This window comes from Olsenella sp. SW781 (assembly GCF_012027725.1).
In the GTDB taxonomy this organism is placed as follows: domain Bacteria; phylum Actinomycetota; class Coriobacteriia; order Coriobacteriales; family Atopobiaceae; genus Thermophilibacter.
On sequence record NZ_SJOU01000003.1, the window covers coordinates 1 to 18616 of the forward strand.

The window sequence follows — 18616 nt, forward strand, 5'->3', positions numbered from 1 at the left end:
GTCTTGATCGAGTGATCCTCGTTGATCCAGTAGCGCTGCATCTCGTCGTCATAGTCGGCACCGACATACCAGCGAGATCCGGCGTTGGGGTCCTGGGCCGCGCCGTCGGCCGCGCCCATGAGGTAAATCTTGCCCTTCTCGGTGACCTTGATGCCGCGGTCGACGTAGCCCTCCTTGACGTTGCCGTGGAAGAGCTTGCCGTCGGCGGTGCTGAAGAAGCCCGTCTGGACGGAGTGGTCCTCGTTGATCCAGTAGCGCTGAAGGGCGCCACCGTCGTAGTCGCCGCCCACGTACCAGCGGGAGCCGGCGTTGGGGTCCTGGGCCGCGCCGTCGGCCGCGCCCATGAGGTAGGTCTTGCCCTTCTCGGTGACCTTGATGCCGCGGTCGACGTAGCCCTTCGTGGCGTTGCCGTGGAAGAGCTTGCCGTCGGCGGTGCTGAAGAAGCCCGTCTTTACGGAGTGGTCCGTGTCGATCCAGTAGCGCTGCATGCCGCCGTCGTAGGCGTCGCCGACGTACCACTGGGATCCGGCGTTGGGATTCTGGAGACGGCCGGTCTCGGCGTCGGCAAGGTAAATCTTCCCGGTCTTTTTATCGGTGTACTTTCCGAGGGCAATGTATCCATACTCAGTCGCGTAGTACCAGGACGTCGTGTTGCCCTCGAGGACGTCAAAGACCTGGGAGATGAGCAGGCTGCCGCTCTCGATCCAGAAGCGCTTAATCGTGCTGGCAACCGAGCCGTCAGCGAGCTTGTTGGTCTCGACCCAGCCGGACTCCTGCTTCTTACCGTCCTCGCCGTACCAGGAATAGCTGCCGTTCTCCTCCTTGACCCAGCCGGTCTGGGTGGCCTGGGGGGCAGCAGACTCCGGAGTCGTCGGCGTAGCGGACTGGGAGAGGGAGAGCTCGGGGGTCTCGAGCTTGATCGTCTCGGACTCACCGGCCTCCTCGCCAGAGGGGTCGGCCTCGCCGCCCGGGGTCACGACCCCGTCCTCGGACGTCACATCATCGGAAGTCGCCCCGTCATCGGTCTGGTTGCCCTCGACGCCGTCGCCCTCGGTCTCGGTCTCGGTCTCACCTTCGACCGGCAGCGAGCCCGAAGCGTCGCCCTCGGCCTCCGCAGTCTGGCCGTCGCTGGGCAGGTTGGTCTCGGGCTCCTGGGTATCGGAGACGGAACCCGTCGCCGAATCGTCAGTAATCACGTCCTCGCTCGGAGCGGGAACGTCGGAGGGCGTCGTCACGGTAGGGGTCTGGCTCTGCTCCATATTGGGCAGCGTCACCTCGATGCTCTGAAGCTCGCTTCCCTGCTCCGCCGGCGCCTCCTCGGCAAGCGCAGTCACCGGTGCCCACGCAAGCGCCAGGCCAAGTCCGGCCGTTACGGCAAGTGTGCGACCGCTGAATCTCATCGGCATGCTACTGCACGCTCCTTTCGACATGCACTCCGGGCAGCCCGCCCGCTCAATCGCTCAACAGTTTATCATCAACCTTCGATGGACTCGTGTTGGCTTTCTGAAGAAAAGGCAAAGCGGCCGCAAGGGGAAGAAAGAACCACAAAGAGAGCGCATAGCGCACGAGAGCGTTGACGGGAGAGGCGCAGCAGGTAAGCGTCAGGATGATCGTCGCGGCAAGAAGTCCCGCCGCCATTGCGCGCATCCCAAGGCATCTCCTCTTCTCGACCGAGAAGAGCGCGTGGAACGCAAGCGCGGCCTCAAGCCAGAGATACGTCGCCGGGTGATACAGGAGAGAGATGAGGGGGAGCTGCGAGAGCCCCCAGCCGACCTTTGCGGCCGTGGAGGCCATCTCGGGGAACATGGCAGTTGCCGGCTCCATACCCAGCGTCTCCCAGAGGGGCTCCTCGCCCGTGACCGGGCTCACCGGAGCCTGGCTTGAGTAGAAGTTGCTCGCCTGCGCGCGGACGCCGAACGGATACCAGTAGCCGTTGGAGCCCTGGATGGCGGCGACGAGGTAGTCCGCGGGATGGGACAGACCGAGCTCCAGCCAGACCCCCATGAAGCGCATGAGGTCATCGTTTCCCGTGGACTGGAACGAGTCCTTTACCGGGTCAGAAATCGACTCGTCATAGCTCGCCGCGATCCCCTCCAGGCTGTTTCCCAGCGTCTTCTCTATCACCTCTCGCTGCTCCGGGCTCACGTCCTCCATGTTGTCCCTCACGCAGCGCGCGACCTGCTGGAACGGGAGGGAGAGGACCTCCTTCACGCTGCCCTCAGCAATGCCCAGGGCCGGGTAGAGAAGGTTCGTCACGAGCAGGTTGGCCACCAGAACCACGGCGGCGACGGAGAGTGCCGCCCTGCGCACCGCGGCTCCCGCCCCACCAGACCCGCGAGGAACGGCAAGGGCGAAAGCGACGAGGGCGGCCAGCACCACGAACACGTTGTTGTTCCTCAGAAGGCAGGAGAGCAGCCCGGCCACGGCCAGGACGACCCAGCGTCGCGGGCGGCCGGCCTCCCCCAACCCAAACGACTGACGAAGGAGCAAAGTCATGAAGACGCAGAGGGCACTCGAGGAGAGCGTGTCCTTGACGAGCCACTGGGCATAGGTGGGGAAAACGGGCAGCACCGCGCAGAAGATGGTGAGGGCAATCGAGAGGGCGCGAGGACATCCGAGCCGGGAGACCGTCCTCAGGGCATAGGCGAGGGCGCAGGCCATGGCGAGGGCCTGGGCAGCCATGATGGCGAGGAGCGCCCCGTTGGACCCACCGATCGCTGAGCCCATCGCAAACAGGGCCCCGTATATCGCAGACGACAGCGGCGGATGGTGTGCCGTCATGGGCTCCGCACCGAGCCACTGCGGGACCTGGGAGAAGAGGTCCCCGCTCAGAGATCCGGGGGCGCAGACGATGAGCCAGGGCAGCCAGCACAGCAGAAGGATGCCAACGTAAAAGGGGTACCGCCAGGCAAGAGGCCGGCGAGCGGCGCCTGCCGATGCGTCCACCGCGCGGTCGAGGAGCCTGGACCCCCACGAGAGCACCAGAACGTACCCAACGAACGAGCAGACGAGGAGCAGCACAAAGCCGAGGGGGCGCTCCCTCAGGTAAACCAGGTTGTCGTACCGGTCCGTCCAGTAGCCCACGGCGGTGAGCACGGCAAAGACCGTGGCAAGCGCGATGCACCATCTCGGCACGGAGCACCGCCCGCGCCATGGGAGGGAACGAGCGGTTTTGGGTGAATCGGGCACCTATCCCCCTTATGACGGTCGCTACATCGAGACCTTGATGCCCCTGAGGGCGCGCAGGCCGAGCACGACGTACCACCTGATCGGAGAGAAGAGCAGCTCCGGCCAGTTCCGTTCGGAGAGGACCTTGCGGAGCGTCTCCCCCAGCCGGTACGGGTGGACCTTGCCCACGCTCCACTTGAGGAGCGTGCGGTAGTACGTGAGCTTGGCGTAGTGCACCGCCTCGGGCTTGCCCACATGCTCGGCGTACCTGACGATAGTGCGCCCGAAGTCGACCTCGTTTCTGGCGTAGGCGTCATCGATCCTCACCGTTGAGGAGTAGCTGCTCGAGCCCTTGGGAACGTAGCGATAGGCGCTCCACGTATGGGGCAGGCACGCCACGCGCCCATTGCAGAGCGTGAAGAACGCGTTTCTCCGGTCACCCGGATACGCAGCGTAGAGCCGCATGCCCATGAACGTCTCGCGCGCGCGGACGTACTCCTCGCGGCGGTAGAGGGAGGTCCCCAGCTGACCGGGCAGGCTGCAGTAGAAGAACTCCTTGAAGGTGTACTCCTCCCCCGGGCACTCGGGATAGCCGATTCCGCTAGGCCTGCCGTCCTTGCCGACGACCTCGCAGCGGTGGAACACTGCCGAGAAGTCCGGGTGGGACTCGAGGAAGTCCACCTGCTCCTGCAGCTTGCCCTCATAGGTCCAGAAGTCGTCCCCCTCCAGGACGGCAAGGTACTTGCCCCGGGCGCGGGCGGTGGACTCCCTTCCCATGGACTCCCCCCGGTCACCCGAGTTCTTCTCGTAGAGCAGGTAGGTCCAGTTGCCCGGCAGGCTCGGTGCCAGGGCGCGAATGACGTCCTGTGAGCCGTCGGGCGAGCAGTCGTCGCAGACGATGGCCTCCACCTCGAAGTTCGTCTTCTGCATCGCCACGCTTCTGAGGCACTGCTCAATGTAGTCGCGCATGTTGTAGGAGTTGACGATCACCGTCACCATGGGCGCGCTGTTCTCGGGCATGCCCCCTCCTAGCGCGCGCACGAGGCAACGACGTCGCAGATGCGGTCCACGTCCTCGAGCGCGAGGTCGGCGTACATGGGCAGCGTGAGGACGCGCGATGCCACGTGGGCCGCGACGGGCGTCTCTGCGGGATCGAAGCCCGTGCGGCCCCGGTAGCACGCAAAGTCGTTGGTCAGCGGGTAGAAGTACTTGCGGGCGCATACGCCGTTCTCCCCCAGGCGGGAGAAGACCTCGTCGCGCGTAGCGCCAAACTCGTCCTCAAAGACGACGGCGAGATAGGCGTAGTTGGACTCGACGCCCTGCTCCGGCTCGCACACGCGGACGCCGGGGAGGTCGCGCAGACGCTCCCAGTAGCGCTCCGCCACACGGCGGCGCCTGGCTATCTCCTCGCCGATGTGGCGGAGGTTGCAGAGGCCCATCGCGGCGCAGAACTCGTTCATCTTGGCGTTGCCGCCCACGTACTCCACGGTCTCCTCGTCGGCGATGCCAAAGTTCTTCCAGCGATTGAGCTTGGTCTTGAAGGCGGGGTCGCGGAAGCACACGGCACCGCCCTCGATGGTGTTGAACACCTTGGTAGCGTGGAAGCTGAACATCGAGGCGTCACCGTAGGCTGCGGCAGAGACCCCGTTGCGCCGCACGCCGAAGGCGTGGGCCGCATCATAGATGAGCTTGAGGCCGTGGCGGGCGGCAATCTCTGCCAGGGCGTCCACGTCGCAGAGGTTGCCGTAGACGTGCACCGGGACGATCGCGCAGGTGTCCTCGTCGATGAGCTCCTCGACGCGAGCCGGGTCGATGGTGTAGTTGTCCGGCCTGATGTCTGCAAAGACCGGCGTGAGCCCCTTGCGCACGATCGCGTGGGTGGTGGAGGCAAAGGTGTAGGGTGTGGTGATGACCTTCCCCTTGAGGTCCATAGCCTCGAGGACGCACTCGAGCGCCTGATGGCCGTTCACAAAGAGGGCAAGGTCATCCACGCCCAGGTACTCCTCGAGCGCGCTCTCGAGCTCCCGGTGCTTTGCGCCCATGTTCGTGAGCCAGTGGCTCTCCCAGAGAGGGGCGATCTCATCCACGTACTCGTCCAGAGGGGGCATGGACGAACGCGTCACCAGAATCTTACCGTCAGACATGGGCAAGCCTCCACAAACTCAAACACGGCCTACGCGGCCCTGCCGTCTCTCTTCATCTTAATCTCGCGCATCGTGTTCACGATATAGGAAAACTCCTCGACATGGAGGAGTGCAGCCACTCCCACGTACGCCACGAGCATGACCACGGCCTGGAGCACGATGAGCGCGACGCCGGGAAGGCCAAGGAGCCCGAGCGGCGCCGCCGCGGCGGCGGCAACGGCCGACAGGACGAACGCCGGGCAGATGTCGCGCAGCTGCTCCAGGTAGGCATAGCCGATCACGCGGCGATTGGGCTCGGCGTTCACAAACGTTGCCAGGACCGCGTTCACCACGTAGCCGCCCACGATGGCGTAGAGGTCACGAAGCACGAAGGCCGTGAAGCTGAGGATTCCAAGCCCCAGGAGGCACTTGATGACCTCCAGCTTGAGGAAGAGGTCGCTCCTTCCCACGCCGTTCAGCACCTGGAGGTTGGTGGTGTGGATGGGGAGCATCGCATAGATGAGGCAGTAGGTCTGGAGGAACGGCACGCAGGGAAGCCACTGCTCCCCCAGCAGCAGCTCGACCACCGGCCGTGCCACCAGGGCAAAGAGCGTCATCGCGGGAACGATGAGGAAGGTGCTCGTCTTGAGGGCGCGGCGGGCGAGCCTCTTGACGTCGGCGAGGCTGTCCTGGACGCGCGAGACCGCGGAGAGCATGACGGGCTGGATGGCACCGTCGAGGAGGCTCCCCAGGGCGTAAGGGTACTTCTTGCCCTGCGAGACGAGCCCGAGCTCCGCGCTCGTGAACTGCTTGCCGATGATGAGGTCGGAGACGCTCTGGTTCACCTGGTTGATGATGCCCGAGACGAGGAGCTTCCAGGCAAAGCCAAAGAGCACGCGCGCTCGATGGGGCTCAAAGACGAGCTGCGGCTTCCAGGGCACCTGCATCGCGAGGACCACGCACTTGCATAGCTGGTAGAGCAGCTGCTGCACCACGAGCGCCCAGATGCCGCCCCCCATGAGGGCGCACGCGACGCCCAGCGTGCCCGAGACCAGGCCGGCGGTGACCGTCGAGCGGAAGGTCTTGCGGAACTCGAAGCGGCGCGCGACAAGGGCCTCCTGGATGGCGTTGTAGGCGTTGATCACCAGGATGAGCACGAGCACGCGGAGCGGCGCGACGAGGCCGGGCATGGCATAGAAGTCGGCGATGGCGGGCGCTGCCAGGAAGATCGCCCCGTAGAGCACGACCGAGGTCACGAGGCTCATCCAGAAGACGGTGGAGCAGTCGCGGTCCGTGGCGTCCGGCGCCTGGATGAGCGCCGTGTTGAGGCCGGACTGCACGATGACGTTGCCCACGTTCACAAAGACCAGCATGATGGCGAGCATGCCAAACTCCGCCGGCGCGAGCAGGCGGGCCATGACCACCTGTACCGCGAGCGTGATGACGGACGCGCCGCCCTGCTCGAAGAGCTTCCAGAAGAGCGACGTGATCGTCGTGGTCTTCATGTCCTTCTCGGCCACACAGTCTCCTTGCCCGACGAAACGCGCCCTAGAGGCCCGTGGAGTAGATGACGATGCCGCAGATGATGAGCGCCAGGGCGACGAGCTTCCGCCGGTTCATGCGCTCATGGAAGATCGTGACGCCGAAGATGGTCACGTAGAGGTAGCCCGTGGCCTCGAGAATGGGGCCCATGGAGAGCGGGATGCCCCGGTACGAGATCACGGAAAGCAGTGTAGAACCCACGAAGAGCACGTACGCGAAGATCACGAACGGGTTGAGGTACTCGCGGATCGCGGACTCGTGCTCGCGCATCGCGGACTTCTTGAGGAGCACCTGCGAGACGGCGCTGACGAGCACGCCGAGCAGGTTCACGCCGGCAAAGGCGAGGGTCGTCGCGTCCATCACTGCCCTCCCTCGTCCTCGGAGAGCGAGAAGAGCACCACGCCCGCGAGCACCACGGCGGCGCCGAGGAGCTTGGCGGGCGTCACGGCCTCATGGAACAGCAGCACGCCCCAGATGATGCCCCAGACGATGGTCACCGCCTTGTTGGCGTAGGCGCTCGTGAGCGGCATGCGCTTGATGACCTGCTGCCACCCGATGGCATAGAGGCCCAGCACCAAGATCATGCCCCCGTAGCACAGGACGAAGCCGGGGCTCATGAGCTCAAAGCCGGAGGCCAGCTTGCCGCAGATGCTGCACAGCGAGTAGAGCGCGAGGAGCGCGTGCAGCCCGAGTAGGGTCTTCCCCCTCGAGGCACCCACCTAGAGGTTCACCTTCTTGCGCACGATGTACTGCGGCGTTCCGTTGACGGCGAGGACGAGGTCGCCCACGTACTCCCCGATGATGCCGAGCACCATGAGCACGAGCCCGAAGAAGAACACCATGAGCGAGATGGTGGAGGCCCAGCCCATGAGCATGGTGGGGTCGAGGAGCTTCCTGACGATTGTGACGATGGCCATCACAAAGCCCACGAATGCGGAGATGACCCCGATGACCGAGGCGATGCGCAGTGGGATGACGGAGAAGTTGAAGTACGCCATCCACTGCTTGATGAGCTTCTTCAGGGTGTAGCCGGACTGGCCGTACTCGCGCTCGTGGTGCTCAATCGTGACGTTGCCGATGTTGTGCGTCACCCGATAGAAGATGCCGTCCACGTAGGGGCTGTAGTTCTTGTACTTGACGACCTCGTCGCACACCTGGCGCGTGATGCACCAGAAGTTGGAGGACTGGATGTTCTTGGGGCGGCCGAGCAACACGCGGCTCGTCTTCTTGTTGAGCCAGCTCGTGAGGTTCTTGATGGAGCCGTTGGTGCTCTTGCGATAGACGCCGTAGACGAGGTCGTAGCCCTCCCCCATCTTGGCCAGAATCGGAGCGATCTGCGAGGGATGGGTCTGCATGTCGTCGTCCATGCCCAGGACGTAGTCGCCGCTCACGTGGTTCATGGCGCACATGAGACCGTTGTGCTGGCCAAAGTTGCGCATGAGGCTGAGGCCGTGGACGCTGGGGTAGCGCTCGCTCAGGCGCGCGATCTCCGCGAAGGTGCCGTCGGAGGAGTTGTCGTCCACGAGCACGAACTCGCAGTCAAAGCCATCGAGCTTGGCGAACTCCGCCATGGTGAGCTCGACCACCTCGGCGATGCTGCGCTCGGAGTTGTAGCAGGGTATGACGACGGACACGAGCTTGGACATATCTGGATGCTCCTGTTACTCAATTGCTGTACACAGAGCCTCTCGTCGAGGCGAGGTAATCGTAGAAGAGCGGCGTGCCCCCCGTGTGGAGGAACAGCACGCTCGCGTTTGACACGTCGTTGTCACGTAGGTAGTCGAGGGCCCCGCGGAGCGCCTTGCCCGTATAGGTGGGGTCGAGCGGGAGGGCGCAGCGAAGGAGCGCCTCCTCGATCAGTGCGTCCACGCGCGCGTCACGCGCACCGTAGCCGCCGCAGGTGTAGGAGGTGCAGAGGTCGAGGTGGCTGGCGTAGTCCGAGGGCAGCGCCAGGCCCCGCTTCTCGAACCAGTCCCGCACTGTGGCGTCAAGGATCTTCTCGGCGCGCTCCCTCGGCCGGGATGAGATGGAAATCCCCACGATCTTGCGGCCGTCGCCGCGAACGAGGCTCCCGCAGACGAGCCCGCCCTGGGTGCAGCCCGTCCCGTAGGGGACGAAGATGACGTCGAATCCCAGCCCGAGCTCCCACTCCTGGGAGCAGAGCTCCTCGTAGGCGCGCGCATAGGCGTTGGCGCAGGTTCCCTCGTTGCCGCGCCCCGTACGGTCCCCGTAGATGTAGTAGGGCCTGTGCCCGCACGCCCGCAGACGCGCGAAGGCCTCGTCGATGGCCTCGGCGATGCCGCCCTTCTCGCAGACCAGGACCGGGACGCCCAGGCGGCGCACCAGATCCTCGTTGAAGGACGTGCCCCCGTCCGCGTTCTCCGAGGTTGCGACCATGAGGCTGGGGACACCCCGCTGATGGCAGAGAAACGCGAGCACGCGACAGAGGTTGGAGCGGAGGTCACCGTACATGATGAGGGCGTCGCACCCGCTCGCCTCCATGTCTTCCATGAGCTCGAGCGCGATGCGAACCTTGTTGCCACCAAAGGCGACGGGAAGCAGGTCGTCCCGCTTGACGTACAGGCGGTTGCCGCGTGCCGCGAGCTCCGGTAGCTCAATGTGCTGGATGGGTGTGACGGGGAGCGCCACCTATCTCGCCTCCCCCGCAGTGGGAGCCCCTCCGCGCTCCTCGGAGAGCACGCGCAGAACGTCGAGCTCCCACGAGCGACGCGCCGCCTTCACCTCGGTGTCCAGAATCAGCCCGCAGATAAAAAGCAGCACCGCAAGGCCGCACAGCGCGACGGCGACGATCGCGGACGGCAGCCTGGGAACGAGCCCCGTTGCCGTGAACTCAAGGACGACCGGCACGCCAACGCACAGCCCCGCAACAAAGAAGACGAGGGCGAGGCCGGAGAAGAACCCCAGGGGCTTGTAGTCCTTGAAGAGCGAGCAGATCATACGGAGGACCTTGGCGCCGTCTGAGAAGGTGTTGAGCTTGGACTCCGAGCCCGCGGGCCTGTCCCGATAGTCGATGGGCACCTGCGCAATGCGCCAGCGCTTGTCGACGGCATGAATCGAGAGCTCGGTCTCTATCTCGAACCCCGGGGAGAGCACGGGGAGCGTCTTGGCAAAGGCGCGCGTGAACGCTCGGTAGCCCGTCATGACGTCGCTGAACTCAAAGCCGTAGAGAATCTTGATGAGCCGGCGCACCAGCTCGTTGCCCAGACCGTGAAAGGCTCGCTTGTTCTCCTCGCCGTAGCTGCCGTTGGAGAGTCGGTCCCCCACGACGTGATCCGCGCTCCCGTTGAACAGCGGCTCGAGGAGGCTTCTCGCAGCGTCGGCGGGATAGGTGTCGTCACCGTCGACCATGAGGTAGTAGTCCGCATCGATGTCGCGCAGCATCTGGCGGACGACGTTTCCCTTTCCCTGGCGCGGCTCAAACCTCACGACCGCCCCGTGAGCGCGGGCCACAGAGGCCGTCTCATCGGAGGAGTTGTTGTCATAGACGTAGATCGTTGCCTCGGGGAGGGTCTCCCTGAAGTCGTCCACGACCTTACCGATGGTCATCGCCTCGTTATAGCACGGGACCAGAACTGCAATGGTCTCCGACATGTGCACCGTCCTTCCCGACGCCACGGCGGCCAGCCCAGGAACTAGCCGACAAGATGGGCTAGGTACTCCTCGAGCTGCTCCTCCCAGTCGCGCGGCGAGAAGCCCGTGGCCTCGATCTTGGCGAGGTCCAGCGCCGAGTGCGCGGGCCGCGGGGCGACGGGGCCCTTGGCGCTCGCGTAGTACTCCGCCGTGGAGACGGGCACGACGGCGTCCCCGTTGCCGTTGGCGACCTCGAAGGCCCGGCGTGCGATGTCCGCCCAAGTGCGCACGGCGCCGGAGCCGGTCATGTCGTAGGTGCCGTGCGGCGCGCGGACATCCAGCAGGTGGAGGATCGCTGCGGCCATCTGGTCGGCAAAGGTGAGGCGGCCCTCCTGGTCGTTCACCACGGTCACGCGGGGCAGCTCGCCGGCGGCCACGCGGCCGGAGAGCCCCACCATGGTCTTCACGAAGTTCTTGCCGTCGCCGATGACCCAGCTCGAGCGCAGGATGTAGTGCGCGGGGCAACCCGCCACGGCAAGGTCTCCCGCCGCCTTGGACTGGCCGTAGACGGAGAGGGGCGAGAGTGGCTCGTCCTCGTCGTGGAGCTCACGCGTGCCGTCGAAGACGTAGTCCGAGCTCACGTGCACGAGCGTGATGCCGTGCTCGGCGCAGGTGCGGGCGAGCAGGGCCGGCCCGGTGGCGTTGGCCTTCCAGGCGGCGACGCGGCCCTCCGGGGTCTCAGCGGCGTCCACGGCGGTGTAGGCGCCGCAGTTGATGACCGTGCCGTAGAGCGACCAGTCGTAGCGGTCGTACTGCGCAGGGTTGGAGAAGTCGAAGGTGTCGATGTCGCAGTAGTCGAACGTGTCGGCGTCCGCGCGCTTGTCGGCGGCCTCGCGCACCGCACGGCCGAGCTGCCCGTTGCAGCCCGTGACGAGCGTGCGCCTGGGCGCCATGGGGACCACGTCGACGAGGAGCGGATGGTTCTTGTCGGCCTCCGAGAGCTCGCACTCCTCGAGCGGGATGGGCCACTCGATGGCGAGCGTGGGGTCGGCGAGGTTAACGAAGGTGTAGGTCTTCTTGAGCTCGGCGGACCAGTGCGCGTCCACCAGGTACGTATAGGCGGTGCCGTCCTCGAGCGCCTGGTAGGCGTTGCCCACGCCCCGGGGGACGTAGACGGCGCGCGAGGGGTCCACCTCGCAGGTGAACACGCGACCATAGGTGGGGCTGCCGGCGCGCAGGTCCACCCAGGCGCCGAAGATGGAGCCCGTGGCCACGGAGACGAACTTGTCCCAGGGCTCGGCGTGCACGCCGCGCGTAACGCCGCGGGCGAGGTTGTAGCTCACGTTGTTCTGGACCCAGCGGTGGTCCGGCAGGCCGAGGCCCCCGACCATCTTGGCGCGCTGCCAGTTCTCCTTGAACCAGCCGCGGTTGTCACCGTGGACCGTCAGCTCGACGACGACGAGACCCTCGATGCCGGTCTCCGCCGTGCTCAGCTCCTTCTCGAACTCCATGCGTCTCCCCTACTGGCCCTGCTTGGCGTACTTGGCCTCGGTTGCCGCCTTGGCCGGCCGCCACCATCCCTCGTGCTCGCGGTACCACGCGATGGTGGCCTCGAGACCCTCGGCGAAGTCGGTGTGCCTGGGCTCCCAGCCGAGCTCGGTCCTGAGCTTGGTGGAGTCGATTGCGTAGCGGCGGTCGTGGCCGGGACGGTCGCGCACCCAGTCGAAGTCGTCCTCGTCCCTGCCCATAGCGCGCAGGATGGCGCGGAGCACCGTGATGTTGTCCCTCTCGCCGTCCGCGCCGATGAGGTAGGTCTCCCCGATGCGGCCCCTAGTGAGGATGGTCCACACGGCGGAGCTGTGGTCCTCGGTGTGGATCCAGTCGCGGACGTTGCGGCCGTCGCCGTAGAGCTTGGGGCGGATCCCGTCGATCACGTTGGTGATCTGGCGCGGGATGAACTTCTCGACGTGCTGGTAGGGGCCGTAGTTGTTGGAGCAGTTGGAGATCGTGGCGCGCAGGCCGTAGGTGCGCGTCCAGGCGCGGACGAGCATGTCGGAGGCCGCCTTGGTGGAGGAGTACGGGGAGCTGGGGCGGTACGGCGTCTCCTCGGTGAAGCGGGCCGGGTCGTCGAGCGCGAGGTCGCCGTAGACCTCGTCCGTGCTCACGTGGTGGTAGCGCACGTCGTACTTGCGGCAGGCCTCGAGCAGGCGGTAGGTGCCCTCGACGTTGGTGCGCAGGAACGGCTCCGGGTCCGCGATGGAGTTGTCGTTGTGGGACTCGGCGGCGTAGTGAACGATGGCGTCGTGGCCGGGAACCAGGCGGTCCAGCAGGTCGGCGTCGCAGATGTCGCCCACCACGAGCTCGACGCGCTCGGCCGGCAGGCCCGCGATGTTCTCCGGGTTGCCGGCGTAGGTGAGCTTGTCGAGCACGGTCACGTGCACGCCCGGGCAGTTGTTGACGACGCAGTGCACGAAGTTGCTGCCGATGAAGCCGCAGCCGCCGGTGACGATGATGTTGGTGGGCTCGAAGGTCTCGGCCATGTGGTCATCTCCTTCACAAGATTGCACAGATTTTATATAGTCTACCTCACCGAGAGAGTTCGCACGTAACCGTCACAGGCGAAACATGCCTAAAGGGGACAGGCCCCTTTTAGGCATGTTTTGGCTAAAGGTCCTTCTTTTCTTCACTAGTCCTTGTACGGCCTGTCAGGCGCGATCTTGCCCTCGGCCACGGTCCGAAGGTGCGCGCCATAGTTGGACTTTCCGTAGCGCTCCGCGCACTCCAGCAGGCGCTCGCGGGAGACCCAGCCGTTCTCGTAGGCGATCTCCTCGGGGACGGAGACCGGCAGGTCCTGGGCGGTCTCCACCGTGCGCACGAACTGCGAGGCCTCGAAGAGCGACTCCATGGTGCCGGTGTCGAGCCAGGCGTAGCCGCGCCCGAGCGTCACCACGTCGAGCGAGCCGTCCTCGAGGTACATCCGGTTGAGGTCCGTGATCTCGTACTCGCCGCGGGCCGAGGGCTCCACGCGCGCCGCGAAGTCGCACACGCGGCCGTCGTAGAAGTAGAGCCCCGTCACGGCGTAGCTCGACTTGGGGTCGGCGGGCTTCTCCTCTATCGATATCGCGTTGTAGTTCTCGTCGAACTCCACGACGCCGAAGCGCTCCGGGTCGTCCACGCGGTAGCCGAAGACCGTGGCGCGGCCGCGCTCGGCGTTGGCGGCCGCCCGCCTCAGGTGCCGGCCGAGCCCGTTGCCGTAGAAGATGTTGTCCCCGAGGACAAGCGCGCAGGGGTCGCCGCCCGCGAAGTCGCGCCCGATGACGAAGGCCTGGGCCAGGCCGTTGGGCTCGGGCTGCACGGCGTAGGAGAGCGAGATCCCGAAGTCCGAGCCGTCCCCGAGCAGGCGCTCGAAGTTGGGGAGGTCCTCGGGCGTGGAGATGATCAGGATGTCGCGGATGCCCGCCAGCATGAGCGTGGAGAGCGGGTAGTAGACCATCGGCTTGTCGTAGACGGGCAGGAGCTGCTTGCTCGTGACCGTGGTGAGCGGGTAGAGGCGCGTGCCCGATCCGCCCGCGAGGATGATGCCCTTCATGGAGACCCCCTCCGAGGAGTTCTTCTCTGTCGTCTTCACATCATACGACAAGCGCGGCGAGAGGAGTCTACTTTGCCTCGAGCCAGCGCTTCCTGCTCCAGAAGTTCCAGAGGGCCACGACGACGGTAGCCACCACCTTGGTGATAGTCACGGCAAGGGCCCCGCCGCCAAACGCCTGAGTCCCCGCCCAGATAATCGCCGAGTTGATGCCGAGGCCAACAATCGAGAGGACAACGAAGATGACGAACTCCCGCTCGCGCGAGAGGTCCTCACGGCGCGTGAAGACGTAGCGCATCGACGCCACGTAGTTGAACACCACGGAGAGCGTGAAGGAGATGGCCGACGAGACCACGGGATCCCAGCCAACCACCTGGGATAGTAGCATGAGGACGGCGTAGTCGATCACGAAGGCGATAACGCCCACGACGCCGAATTTGAGGAACTGCCCCATGAGAGACTTGAGACCCATGCACGTCCTTCTCGCGCGTTCTTGTTCTGCCGACTTAGCATCCTACTACACAAGAAGAGGGGCCCGCCTAAGCGAGCCCCTCCCAAGTCGCCTATGTCCTGAGCCTAGAGCTTGCGGACGTTGGAGGCCTGGAGCTTGCCGTTCTGGCCGGTCGTGACGTCAAACTCGACAGCCTGGCCCTCGTCCAGCGTCTTGAAGCCGTCCATCTGAATCTCGGAGTAGTGAACGAACAGGTCGTCCCCATCCTCACGGGAGATGAAGCCGTAGCCCTTGTCCGGATTGAACCACTTGACAGTACCCTGAGCCATGTCGTGCCTTTCTTTCTCTGCCCCGCAGGGCAAAAGCTGCGCTCGCGCGCGATACCGTGACCGTTTGGCCACGCGGTCTATCTTACCCCGAAACCGCCATCGCATTCCCGACAATCCGCTGAGAGGCGATAACGGACCGTCGGCAGCATCTGGGCTACTCACCGTCAGGCTGAGCCCCCAACCTTCTGCAGCGCCCGCCTGAGGAAAGAGCCGATGCCCCTCTGGCGGAGGCGATGCTCAAGCGCGAGCGCTCTTCTCGCCCGTGCGGGCATGTCCGCGTGATAGCAGGCGTCAAGTGCCATACGACGGACGTCGCGTGGCAGGTCCATGGCGGCGACGTCCTCCTCGGTCCAGTATCGCGAGAGGATCCGGCGCAGCCCCTCGGCGACGGAACGATAGGCATCGTCATCGAGCTTGAGGGCGTCGTAGAGCGAGAAGTCGAGCGCAAAGGCCACGAGGTCGGCAGCGTGGGATCGCAGGAAGCCGCCGGCGTCCCAGTCGGCGAGGATTCGCTCGATGACCCCATTGTGCTCGAGCATCTTGGCGCCGAAGTCCGCGCGAAGCCCGCTCATGAGCGATCCCTCGCGCACAACCTGATACTCATAGAGCTCGTCGGAGATGAGCGTTGTGCGGCGCGAGCGCGGGTAGACGGCAAAGCAGAAGAGCTGGTCCTCGCCGAAGCGGAGGTCCTTGTCGAGAAGGACGCCACGCTCGAGAAGGAAGCCCCGCCTGAGGGCGAGCTTCCAGACGAAGGGGCGCGAGGCCTCCTTGAGCAGGAGGTCCATGCTGAAGGCGTCGTAGGTCACGTCGCGCGGGTGAAGCGACTCGGAGAGCCACTCGGGGCAGGGTGCGTCTTCCGGAGAGACCCGCCCGCCAAAGACGAGGACGTCGGACTCGGTATCGTCGAGCGCGGAGACGATGCGCCCGCACGCGCCGGGAAGATAGCGGTCGTCCGCGTCGAGAAAGCTCACGTAGTCGCCGCGCGCGGCGCAGATGCCGGCGTTGCGCGCGGCGGAGGGGCCTCGATTGACCTGGTCGATCACGCGAATCCGCGAGTCCCCGGCCTCCCACTCCGCCAGACGCTCGCGCGAGCCGTCCGTGGAACCGTCGTTCACGCAGACGATCTCAAAGTCAGGGAAATTCTGGGAGACCAACGACTCGAGACAGCGGTCAATCCAGCGCGCAACGTTGTAGACGGGGACGATGACGCTCAGTCGAGTCACAGCGCGGCCCCCCGGGCGTCGATCCTCCTCGCCGATCGTCCAAAGAGTTTGAACCAGAGGATACGCGCCACCAGGACTGGACCCCCCATACGCAGGTAGCGCCTGAGAGAGCCCATGGTACCCGCGGATGCGGCGGCATCACGCTCGGCGCAGAACACCTCGGGGCCGGCGACCATCGCGCGCAAATCCGCCTCTGCAGCCGGCTCGAAGAGCGTGCGGTCGACCTCTCCCCGCCCGAGCGCCGCCCGGAACTCTCCCGCCGCGCGCTCCACGAACGCCGGACGCAGCTCTGGGGCGAGTCGGTCGTAGTTCCAGAGGTAGCTGTCGAGCTTCATGCGCTGAAGGATGGCAAGGAGTTGCCGCTCGTCGGCACCACCGCGAGCGTGGACGAACTCCTCCATGGAGGCGTACTCGTCGCACACGCAGAAGACCTTGCCAGGGTTGTTGACAGACGAGCCCTCATTGTCCTGGCGATAGTTGAGGACGGGCGCGCCCACGAACGAGGCCCGCTCGGCCGCAGCCCACACCTTGAAGTTGAAGCCCGAGTCCTGATAGGATGCGCCGGGAGTCTCGAGGAAACGGATGTCGTTGGCGGTAAGGAAGTCGCGCCGATAGAGCCCCGACCAGATGGAGGGCTTGCGGAAGAAGATGACGAGATCGTCGAGCGGCCTCAGCGTGCGGCCCTCCTCAGAGGGGTCCACCACGCGGAAGAGCTCGCGACGCTCCTCGGGACGAGACCAGTACAGGTTGAAGTTTGCCTTCACGACCTCGGCCGAGTTCTTCTCGGCAGCCTCGTGCAGCGCAGCAAGGGCATCGGGTTCGTAGAGGTCATCAGACTCGAGGATGGCCACGTAACGACCGCGGGCAGCATCGAGGCCGCAGTTCATGGAGGCCCCGTAGCCGGAGTTCTCCTTGTCAATCACGCGGAAACGCGGGTCATCGTCAAGGAAGCGCTGGATGATGGCGCGCGAGCCGTCAGTGGAACCGTCGTTGATGCAGATGGCCTCGAAGTCGCCATAGGTTTGGTCACGGAGCGACTCGAGGCACTGCTCGAGATAGCGCTCCACGTTATAGATGGGGATGAGGACCGAGACCTCAGGCTTCTCGTCAACTCCGTGCTCCCGCGTCATGGGGTTCACCTCGTCCCAGCTAGTCCTCGGGCATGTAGCGGCCGGTGAAGTGGTTGAAGGCGCTCTCGAGCACGAAGAGCAGGCCCTCCGTCTTGCACGAGAAGCGGAACTCCTCGATGAGGTAGGCGAGACGTGACTTGTTATATGGGAGGCTCCTCTGCTCTGCGAAGAACTTCTTGTTGAACGGGGAGATCTGCTCCGAGCGCTCGACGATGCCCGGGTCCATCTGCTCCACCATCTCGTGAACGCGCTTGACAACGAGCGGGTTCTTCATGCCGTCGTCGTAGCGGGCACCGTGGGCGTAGTTGAAGCCGCGCACGTAGTGGCCGGCGAGGATGCGCTCGTCCGTGATACCGAGCCGCTCAATAATCTTGAGCATGTCATCCCAGCGGTCGAAGGGGCGCTCGACGGCTTCTGCCGTCTTGTGATGGCGTGTGGCGCCGGGCAGGTCACGCCGGTAGTTGTAGTAGGCATGGTCGAGGTAGACGATGGCCTCCGCCTGGCACATAGTTTCCACCAGGAAGGGGTTGTCTGCCCAGCCCGCTCCCGGGTACTCGGGGAAGCGGATGCCCTTCTCCACGAGGAAGTCCCGTCGATAGATGGCCGACCAGATGGAAGGGTGATGCTCGATGAGCAGCGGATTCTCGGCTAGCGTGAATGGGCGCCCTGAGGTCTTGATCTTTCCCTTCATGCTGCATTTGTGCGGGTGCTGCTTCCTGGGGTTGTCCCAGTCGCAGATGTCAGTCCACGGGGTCTTGACGATGTCGAGCTGCTCGTCGAAGGTCGAGGCAAAGGCGAGCATGTCCTCGTACATGGTGGGGTCGATCCAGTCGTCCGGCTCTACGATGGAGACCCACTCTCCCTTGGCGAGGCTGAGGCCGAGGTTGCAGCCCTGCCCGTAGCCGCCGTTCTCCTTGTCAATCACGCGGACGCGCGGGTCCTTCTCTGCATGGGCCGCCATGATGTCGCGCGAGCCGTCGGTGCTGCCGTCGTTGATGCAGAGGACCTCGATGTTCCTGTGCGTCTGGGCCTCGATGCTGCTGAGGCACTGGTCGAGGTACTTCTCTGTATTGTAGGTGGGAACGATGACGGAGACGAGCGCCTGGGAGTCATTGCGCATGCGGTCTTCCTCCAAGGGTTGCGTTGGGCTGTTCTTCAGTCTTTCCATCATAGCGGTTCTTCTCGCGCATTCCTCATTTCGGGTCGCAAGCGCATATTGTTACCCCCCACCCCCTTTAGGGGCTGAAAAAGAGTAAACTATCGGAGGTTCTGCACCTGACGCAGGGAGGTTCCCATGCACCATCGACTCAGGGCGGTGGCGGTCACGGCCGGGCTCGGACTCGCCCTTGCTGCCTTGCCCGCTCAGGGCGCGCTTGCGGACGATCTGGAGGCCACTTTCCCGGCCCAGGATGCTGCGTTTGAGCTCTCAGTTGAGGACGTCACGACGCCAAGTGACGAGAACGCGCCCGTCTC

The 18616-nt window shown here is 65.0% G+C and carries 18 protein-coding genes; all 18 read right to left on the reverse strand.

Annotation, left to right across the window (positions count from 1 at the left end):
• On the reverse strand, window positions 1–1406 hold a 1406-nt coding region (locus tag E0L17_RS02085), incomplete at its 3' end, for a PspC-like choline-binding domain-containing protein (RefSeq protein WP_206108964.1).
• 46 nt (window positions 1407–1452) lie between these two features.
• Window positions 1453–3135, reverse strand: coding sequence for a DUF6020 family protein (locus E0L17_RS02090; RefSeq protein WP_167929635.1), 1683 nt, complete (start codon window positions 3133–3135; stop codon window positions 1453–1455).
• A 75-nt stretch (window positions 3136–3210) separates the two neighbouring features.
• Entirely contained in the window at window positions 3211–4188 is a 978-nt protein-coding gene (locus tag E0L17_RS02095; RefSeq protein WP_167929636.1) for a glycosyltransferase family 2 protein, read from the reverse strand.
• Between the two features lie 8 nt (window positions 4189–4196).
• Complete coding sequence (locus E0L17_RS02100; RefSeq protein ID WP_167929637.1) at window positions 4197–5312, reverse strand: DegT/DnrJ/EryC1/StrS family aminotransferase; 1116 nt, start codon at window positions 5310–5312, stop codon at window positions 4197–4199.
• Window positions 5313–5341: 29 nt separating this feature from the next.
• On the reverse strand, window positions 5342–6811 hold the full coding sequence (locus E0L17_RS02105) for a lipopolysaccharide biosynthesis protein (protein ID WP_167929638.1): 1470 nt from the start codon (window positions 6809–6811) through the stop codon (window positions 5342–5344).
• A gap of 28 nt (window positions 6812–6839) precedes the next feature.
• Window positions 6840–7193, reverse strand: a complete 354-nt coding sequence (locus E0L17_RS02110) for a DMT family transporter (RefSeq protein WP_167929639.1) — start codon at window positions 7191–7193, stop codon at window positions 6840–6842.
• Window positions 7193–7552 carry a DMT family transporter gene (locus E0L17_RS02115; protein ID WP_167929640.1) on the reverse strand — a complete coding sequence of 120 codons (360 nt, stop codon included), beginning with the start codon at window positions 7550–7552 and terminating at the stop codon, window positions 7193–7195. Before E0L17_RS02115 ends, E0L17_RS02110 begins: the two co-directional genes overlap by 1 nt.
• Complete coding sequence (locus E0L17_RS02120; protein WP_167929641.1) at window positions 7553–8479, reverse strand: glycosyltransferase family 2 protein; 927 nt, start codon at window positions 8477–8479, stop codon at window positions 7553–7555. It lies immediately after the preceding gene.
• Window positions 8480–8498: 19 nt separating this feature from the next.
• Entirely contained in the window at window positions 8499–9482 is a 984-nt protein-coding gene (locus E0L17_RS02125; RefSeq protein WP_167929642.1) for a 1-aminocyclopropane-1-carboxylate deaminase/D-cysteine desulfhydrase, read from the reverse strand.
• The gene (locus tag E0L17_RS02130; RefSeq protein WP_167929643.1) at window positions 9483–10445 is read right to left on the reverse strand and encodes a glycosyltransferase; all 963 of its coding nucleotides are present in this window, start codon (window positions 10443–10445) and stop codon (window positions 9483–9485) included. It abuts the gene before it with no gap.
• 41 nt (window positions 10446–10486) lie between these two features.
• Entirely contained in the window at window positions 10487–11935 is a 1449-nt protein-coding gene (locus tag E0L17_RS02135) for a sugar nucleotide-binding protein (RefSeq protein ID WP_167929644.1), read from the reverse strand.
• Between the two features lie 9 nt (window positions 11936–11944).
• Window positions 11945–12964 (reverse strand): dTDP-glucose 4,6-dehydratase, encoded by a 1020-nt coding sequence (rfbB, locus tag E0L17_RS02140; RefSeq protein WP_167929645.1) that lies wholly within the window; start codon window positions 12962–12964, stop codon window positions 11945–11947.
• Between the two features lie 146 nt (window positions 12965–13110).
• Window positions 13111–14013, reverse strand: a complete 903-nt coding sequence (gene rfbA, locus E0L17_RS02145) for a glucose-1-phosphate thymidylyltransferase RfbA (RefSeq protein WP_167929646.1) — start codon at window positions 14011–14013, stop codon at window positions 13111–13113.
• 67 nt (window positions 14014–14080) lie between these two features.
• The gene (locus E0L17_RS02150; protein WP_167929647.1) at window positions 14081–14482 is read right to left on the reverse strand and encodes a GtrA family protein; all 402 of its coding nucleotides are present in this window, start codon (window positions 14480–14482) and stop codon (window positions 14081–14083) included.
• Between the two features lie 104 nt (window positions 14483–14586).
• Complete coding sequence (locus E0L17_RS02155) at window positions 14587–14790, reverse strand: cold-shock protein (protein ID WP_075279965.1); 204 nt, start codon at window positions 14788–14790, stop codon at window positions 14587–14589.
• A 164-nt stretch (window positions 14791–14954) separates the two neighbouring features.
• Complete coding sequence (locus E0L17_RS02160) at window positions 14955–16013, reverse strand: glycosyltransferase family 2 protein (protein ID WP_167929648.1); 1059 nt, start codon at window positions 16011–16013, stop codon at window positions 14955–14957.
• Window positions 16010–17143, reverse strand: a complete 1134-nt coding sequence (locus tag E0L17_RS02165) for a glycosyltransferase family 2 protein (RefSeq protein ID WP_167929649.1) — start codon at window positions 17141–17143, stop codon at window positions 16010–16012. Before E0L17_RS02165 ends, E0L17_RS02160 begins: the two co-directional genes overlap by 4 nt.
• A gap of 19 nt (window positions 17144–17162) precedes the next feature.
• A complete protein-coding gene (locus tag E0L17_RS02170) occupies window positions 17163–18263 on the reverse strand; it encodes a glycosyltransferase (RefSeq protein ID WP_167929650.1) in 1101 nt (366 codons plus the stop codon).
• Window positions 18264–18616: the final 353 nt, after the last annotated feature.

Excerpts from the sequence above, each read along its gene's own strand:
- E0L17_RS02165 (WP_167929649.1), bottom strand. The coding sequence starts at position 17,143 with ATGACGCGGGAGCACGGAGTTGACGAGAAGCCTGAGGTCTCGGTCCTC.
- E0L17_RS02170 (WP_167929650.1), bottom strand. The coding sequence starts at position 18,263 with ATGCGCAATGACTCCCAGGCGCTCGTCTCCGTCATCGTTCCCACCTAC.
- E0L17_RS02135 (WP_167929644.1), bottom strand. The coding sequence starts at position 11,935 with ATGGAGTTCGAGAAGGAGCTGAGCACGGCGGAGACCGGCATCGAGGGT.
- E0L17_RS02120 (WP_167929641.1), bottom strand. The coding sequence starts at position 8,479 with ATGTCCAAGCTCGTGTCCGTCGTCATACCCTGCTACAACTCCGAGCGC.
- rfbB (WP_167929645.1), bottom strand. The coding sequence starts at position 12,964 with ATGGCCGAGACCTTCGAGCCCACCAACATCATCGTCACCGGCGGCTGC.
- E0L17_RS02155 (WP_075279965.1), bottom strand. The coding sequence starts at position 14,790 with ATGGCTCAGGGTACTGTCAAGTGGTTCAATCCGGACAAGGGCTACGGC.
- E0L17_RS02110 (WP_167929639.1), bottom strand. The coding sequence starts at position 7,193 with ATGGACGCGACGACCCTCGCCTTTGCCGGCGTGAACCTGCTCGGCGTG.
- rfbA (WP_167929646.1), bottom strand. The coding sequence starts at position 14,013 with ATGAAGGGCATCATCCTCGCGGGCGGATCGGGCACGCGCCTCTACCCG.
- E0L17_RS02100 (WP_167929637.1), bottom strand. The coding sequence starts at position 5,312 with ATGTCTGACGGTAAGATTCTGGTGACGCGTTCGTCCATGCCCCCTCTG.
- E0L17_RS02150 (WP_167929647.1), bottom strand. The coding sequence starts at position 14,482 with ATGGGTCTCAAGTCTCTCATGGGGCAGTTCCTCAAATTCGGCGTCGTG.
- E0L17_RS02095 (WP_167929636.1), bottom strand. The coding sequence starts at position 4,188 with ATGCCCGAGAACAGCGCGCCCATGGTGACGGTGATCGTCAACTCCTAC.
- E0L17_RS02130 (WP_167929643.1), bottom strand. The coding sequence starts at position 10,445 with ATGTCGGAGACCATTGCAGTTCTGGTCCCGTGCTATAACGAGGCGATG.